Source organism: Pseudomonas sp. GD04058, from assembly GCF_029836855.1.
Lineage (GTDB): Bacteria > Pseudomonadota > Gammaproteobacteria > Pseudomonadales > Pseudomonadaceae > Aquipseudomonas > Aquipseudomonas bharatica.
The window spans coordinates 1-4,669 of the sequence record NZ_JAOECN010000081.1; the positions used below are offsets into that span (position 1 = coordinate 1).

Sequence of the window (4,669 nt, forward strand, 5' to 3'; positions counted from 1 at the left end):
AACAGTATTTGTCCGGTGGGAGTCAGTTTTATGCGCTCGCCGGCATCCCGTATGCGTTGCTGTATGTGTTTGACGCTAGCGCCGTGCCCTTAGTTTTACCGCCAGCACAGCGGGGGACAGCCAGATGAAAAAATCGCTGCTGCTTTGCCTACTTCTGGCCGCTTTTTTCGGAGGCACAGCTCACGCTGACTCTTCAGGCGGACTGAACCAGTTCACCCCACCGCCAGGCGATACCTCTGTCGACTTCCTGGAGGAAGTCTTCGGCTCGATCGTCGGCACCATTCACTCCGGTGGAAACGTGGGGGGTGGCGAAACCGAAGACGTGCTTGGAAGCATGATGTCCGTTTTCGGTGGTGCCGTGATGTTCTTGGGCATGCTCTTTATCGCCTACACCACGATCAAAGGCACCGTCGACTCCGCTCAGGACGGGGAGGTCCTCGGCCGGAAGATGAGTGACATTTGGATCCCGATGCGTACTGCCGCAGGCGGCGCGTTACTCTTACCTTTGGGCCATGGGTATTCGCTGATCCAGATTATGGTGTTATGGCTCGCGATACAGGGCGTGGGTGTAGGCGATGCTATCTGGAGCCAGGCCGTCGACCAGATCGGCAAGGACGGGATGTTGTCGCGCCCGCTGATCCCTGATTCTAGGCCGCTCGCAGCCAACATCCTGAAATTCGAAGTCTGCGCCGCGGCGATGAACAAGCAGTTTGAGGCCTCAGGCAGGTCGACGCGCATCCAGGCTGTCGCATCCACCCGCAAGGTCGTCAATACCGGGGAGATCGACGTTGACATCACCGATGCCATACCGGTCTACGGCGGCATCAACATGGTGCAGAAGTACAACAAGGCGAGCTATAACGTCACCGACTACAAGTGGAAGGCAAACGACAAGTCCTACATAAATCCCGATGTGTGCGGTGCACTCACCTGGAAACAATCATGGGAAGCGAGCGAAGGAAATTCAAATACTAAGGTCATCAAAGAGCCGATTCTCGCGGCCCACGCCAAAGCCATCCAGCAGATGATCCAGGATATCCGGCCGACGGCACAGCAGATCGTCGCCGGGCAAAAACCGGCCCCGGGCGTGATAGACGCCGCAGCGAACACCTACGAGAACTCGCTTCGCGCCGCCGCCAAGACGGCCGTAATGCAAACCAGTGATCTCGCTGCAGCGGACTTCCTCAAGGCCGCCAAGGACGGCGGCTGGCTGTTCGCCGGCACCTGGTACAACCACATCGTCAAAATGAACGACGTGATGCAATCCACGTTGAACGGTCTGCCGGCAGCCGACCCTATTGCCATCGTCGACAAAGAAACCAAGGAGACGCTCCAGACCTACGCCGATACGATGCTCACTGCCGACGAGTATGCCAAGCACCGCGTCGACTCGGTCCGCAACACCTACTACGCCGAGACCAACGTGCGAGAGCCCCGCGATGGTGAAGGGGCATGGGAGTACGTCAAGAAGATGATCTCCGCCCCATTCATGGGCGCGATCAACCAGATGACACAGAGCATCGCCGGCTCCAACCTCAACCATATGAGCCAGATGAAGAGCTTCGGCGACGTCATTGTGACAACCGGTGAAGTGATGCTCGCGGCCATGGCCAGCGCCACCGGCGTCGCGAACTCCTGGGCAGCACAGGCCACGGTGAAGGTGGGCTTCGATGCCGGCGCAGTCTTCCAGTTCCTCTCGGGCATCATCACCACGCTGTTGATTTTGCTGTTCGCTTTCGGCGTGACGCTCAGCACCTACGTCCCGATGATCCCTTTCATCACCTGGGTGACCTCGATCGTGAACTGGTTCGTCCTTGTCCTGGAGTCGGTAATTGCGGCCCCACTGTTCGCTGTGGCCCACATCCACCCGGATGGAGACGATGCTGTTGGCCGAGCTGGACAGGGGTACATGATGATCCTGTCGTTGGTGATGCGCCCGGCACTGATGCTGTTCGGCCTCATCGGCGGGATGCTGCTAACCCAGCCAATCGTTGGCTACATCAACGCGGCCTTCATGTCAGTTGTCTCGGGGATCCAGGCCGACAGCATGACGGGCATCGTCAGCTTTATCGCTTACGTGGCCATCTATGTGGTGATGATGACGACGGTTGTCCATATCGTGTTCAGCTTGATCCATTGGGTCCCCGATAATATTTTGCGCTGGATCGGCAACGGATCTACTGGTGGTATCGCCGACGCGGAGCGCACGGGTGACAGCGGCCAAGATGTGTTTGTCGCCGGCGTCAGGGAAACGAAGCACGGGGCCGCAGGTGGTCTGGGTGGCGGGGCAAAACACTCCAAGGGGCCAGATAACTCTACTCCTGGCCGAAGCATGCCAGACAACAGCACACTGCTGGGTGGGCCGCCTCCTGGAGGTTAATTACCTCCGAAGGCGTGCACTTTGCCCCTCATATTCGCGATCCTCAAGATATCTATCAAAGGCCTTCTGACGAAGCGAATCTCTGTTTTCCTTTGCCAGCAGTGGAGAGTTAGGAGAGGTCTTTCTTAACTCCTCCAGCAATAGAAGCAAAACATAGTTATTCGCCTCAAAGTGGCCTTGCATGATTTCGATACGCTCATTCAAAGCGTTTACCTGACGTTTCAGGTTCTCTGAGTGCAAGCGCCACTCATCAATTACAGCTTCGTATGACGCTTGGGTTGCGCGAGAGTGAGCGTAACCAGCAGATAAGCCAACTTGATATCCGGAGGATGACATTGAAAGTCTCCATGCATAGGCGATGAGAGTATTCAAGCAAACTTGTTTAAGCTGCACAAGAATAAGGCAAAGAAAAAGTCACATGTGACCTAAAAATCGATGAGTCATGCGTGACCTAAAAAGAATAGGTCGTAAGTGACCTAAAAAGAAATCACATTCACGCAGCTGCGTGAATGTGGGCACCGGTCGCCGGAACGGCGATTCGCGTAGCGAAAGGTGCCCCTTCAGCCAGCCAGCTCAAACGACTTAGGTCACTGGAGATTGCACTATGAAAACCCAGGAAGAGATCTTCGAGATCGTAAAAACTGCCCGCCAACGAATAAATGAAATGCCACCAAAAAAGCTAACTAGTTCAACCGACGATGGTTACGTTCGCGAATATAACCGTATGGTTGGCGAGGAAGGGGCTGATCCAGAGAAACTATGGTCAGCGATTTGCGCGACTCGAAGTAAGTCCACATATAGGAGACGAGTAGCCGCAACATTGCACTGTTGTCGCATTCAGCTTCAGGAAGCGATACGGAGACAAGATGCAGCCCAGCGTATAGGTGATATGAACGCAGTTAGACACCACGTAGCGGTGATCGAGGAAGTAGTTGAAATTTTGAGTATTGTAGATGGACACAAAGGACAGTGCCCTCTCGAAAATACAGTAAGACGGAAATCCAAACGATCTGACCTAAAAAATCTATCGAGCGATTGGCGGAATCAACTACATAAGCAATTTGAGGGTAGCAAGTATGAGCTCGCGTACCTGGTGGAAGCAGTGTCTGGATGTCGGCCAGGCGAGCTTGAGAAGGGAGTCAAAGTGATTTGTTCCAAAGAAAACGAGCTGTTGACTGTCCGCATCGACAACGGAATCAAGGTCACCGACCAGAAAGGTCAGCCCTGGCGCGAAATCACCTATCGGATCGATCAAAGCCCACTGGTTAGGGCTCTATTTGAGGTCTGCCAAAATATTGGCTCGGATACGGAAAGAATCGAGACATTTGTTCAAGTTGAGAAAACTAGCAACTGGCGTGCATCGTTGTCGTCAGCTGGACAGAAATTGTGGCCCAGACTGAAATTTAGAATATGTCCCTATCATTTGCGCAATGCCGCAGCAAGTGATTGGAAGCGGCACGGGTTGACTGATGAAGACATCTCGGCTGCGCTGGGGCACTGCGTAAACAAAACTTCTAGTAGCTACGGGCAATTCCAAGTAGGACAAGGTAGCGAGGGGCTGCGGCCTTGCAAAGTTACGGCAGCACGAACCGTCTTGAACACTCGAACACCTACTCCAAGTGGAGTTTCAGCATGCTCAACCCGTAAAAAATATCACTAACTCATGTAGGGCAGCGCCAAGCTGCCTACTTTCAGCATAATAGACAACGGCCGCCCTGCCCCAGGCAACTACAAAGAAGATTTATCTTTTCATGCTACCAATTCTTCGTTTCGCGATGACATTTGGGTTACCCTTCGCGGGACCACGCCAATTGCTTACCGAAAAATATTTAGAGCCATCATACTCCATAGCCCAAGAGTCAACAGCACCATTCCAAATCTTGACGGTTAGCTCACCCACATTAGCGTGATTAGCGACACTAAGATATGACTTCCAGACCTTTCTATAATGGGAGTCATAACTACCAAAAACATAATCCGACTCATCCTGAAACGAAAGATTGCTAAACATTAATACAGTGGCCAACTCAACACCACTTTCATCAGGCAGATCCCATCTAGCTCCGCTATACCAATAGCTAAGGGCCTGGAACACTCCTCTAGAGCTCTTACCATGAAATCCTTTTCCGGTCACTGGACTTAAATACTTGACCTCCACCCCGATATACTTATCAGTAAAGCCACACGCAACAAGCTCATCCCTTGCCCTGATTACAAAGTCTATCCTTACACGCTCAATCTCTCTATCAACAAATCCGGTGCCACTGACCTCATGGTAGATATAAAACC

Annotated in this window: 4 protein-coding genes; 2 read left to right on the forward strand and 2 right to left on the reverse strand. The window is 52.9% G+C overall.

The features are described 5' to 3' along the window. The first annotated feature begins 124 nt into the window (after nucleotides 1–124). Nucleotides 125–2,380: a DotA/TraY family protein gene (locus tag N7650_RS27750; RefSeq protein ID WP_279900889.1), complete on the forward strand. Its 2,256-nt coding sequence runs from the start codon at nucleotides 125–127 to the stop codon at nucleotides 2,378–2,380. Here the strand turns inward: N7650_RS27750 and N7650_RS27755 are convergent, their stop codons facing one another. Then, nucleotides 2,381–2,716, reverse strand: coding sequence for a hypothetical protein (locus tag N7650_RS27755; protein WP_279900891.1), 336 nt, complete (start codon nucleotides 2,714–2,716; stop codon nucleotides 2,381–2,383). It lies immediately after the preceding gene. A 268-nt stretch (nucleotides 2,717–2,984) separates the two neighbouring features. Here N7650_RS27755 and N7650_RS27760 point away from each other — a divergent pair, with 268 nt between their 5' ends. Then, nucleotides 2,985–4,040 carry a hypothetical protein gene (locus N7650_RS27760; protein WP_279900892.1) on the forward strand — a complete coding sequence of 352 codons (1,056 nt, stop codon included), beginning with the start codon at nucleotides 2,985–2,987 and terminating at the stop codon, nucleotides 4,038–4,040. A gap of 81 nt (nucleotides 4,041–4,121) precedes the next feature. On the opposite strand, the gene N7650_RS27765 is transcribed toward N7650_RS27760, so the two are convergent. Beyond that, on the reverse strand, nucleotides 4,122–4,669 hold a 548-nt coding region (locus N7650_RS27765; protein ID WP_279900894.1), incomplete at its 5' end, for a hypothetical protein.

Coding starts and splice junctions, on each gene's coding strand:
- N7650_RS27760 (WP_279900892.1), top strand. CDS start 2,985: ATGAAAACCCAGGAAGAGATCTTCGAGATCGTAAAAACTGCCCGCCAA.
- N7650_RS27750 (WP_279900889.1), top strand. CDS start 125: ATGAAAAAATCGCTGCTGCTTTGCCTACTTCTGGCCGCTTTTTTCGGA.
- N7650_RS27755 (WP_279900891.1), bottom strand. CDS start 2,716: ATGTCATCCTCCGGATATCAAGTTGGCTTATCTGCTGGTTACGCTCAC.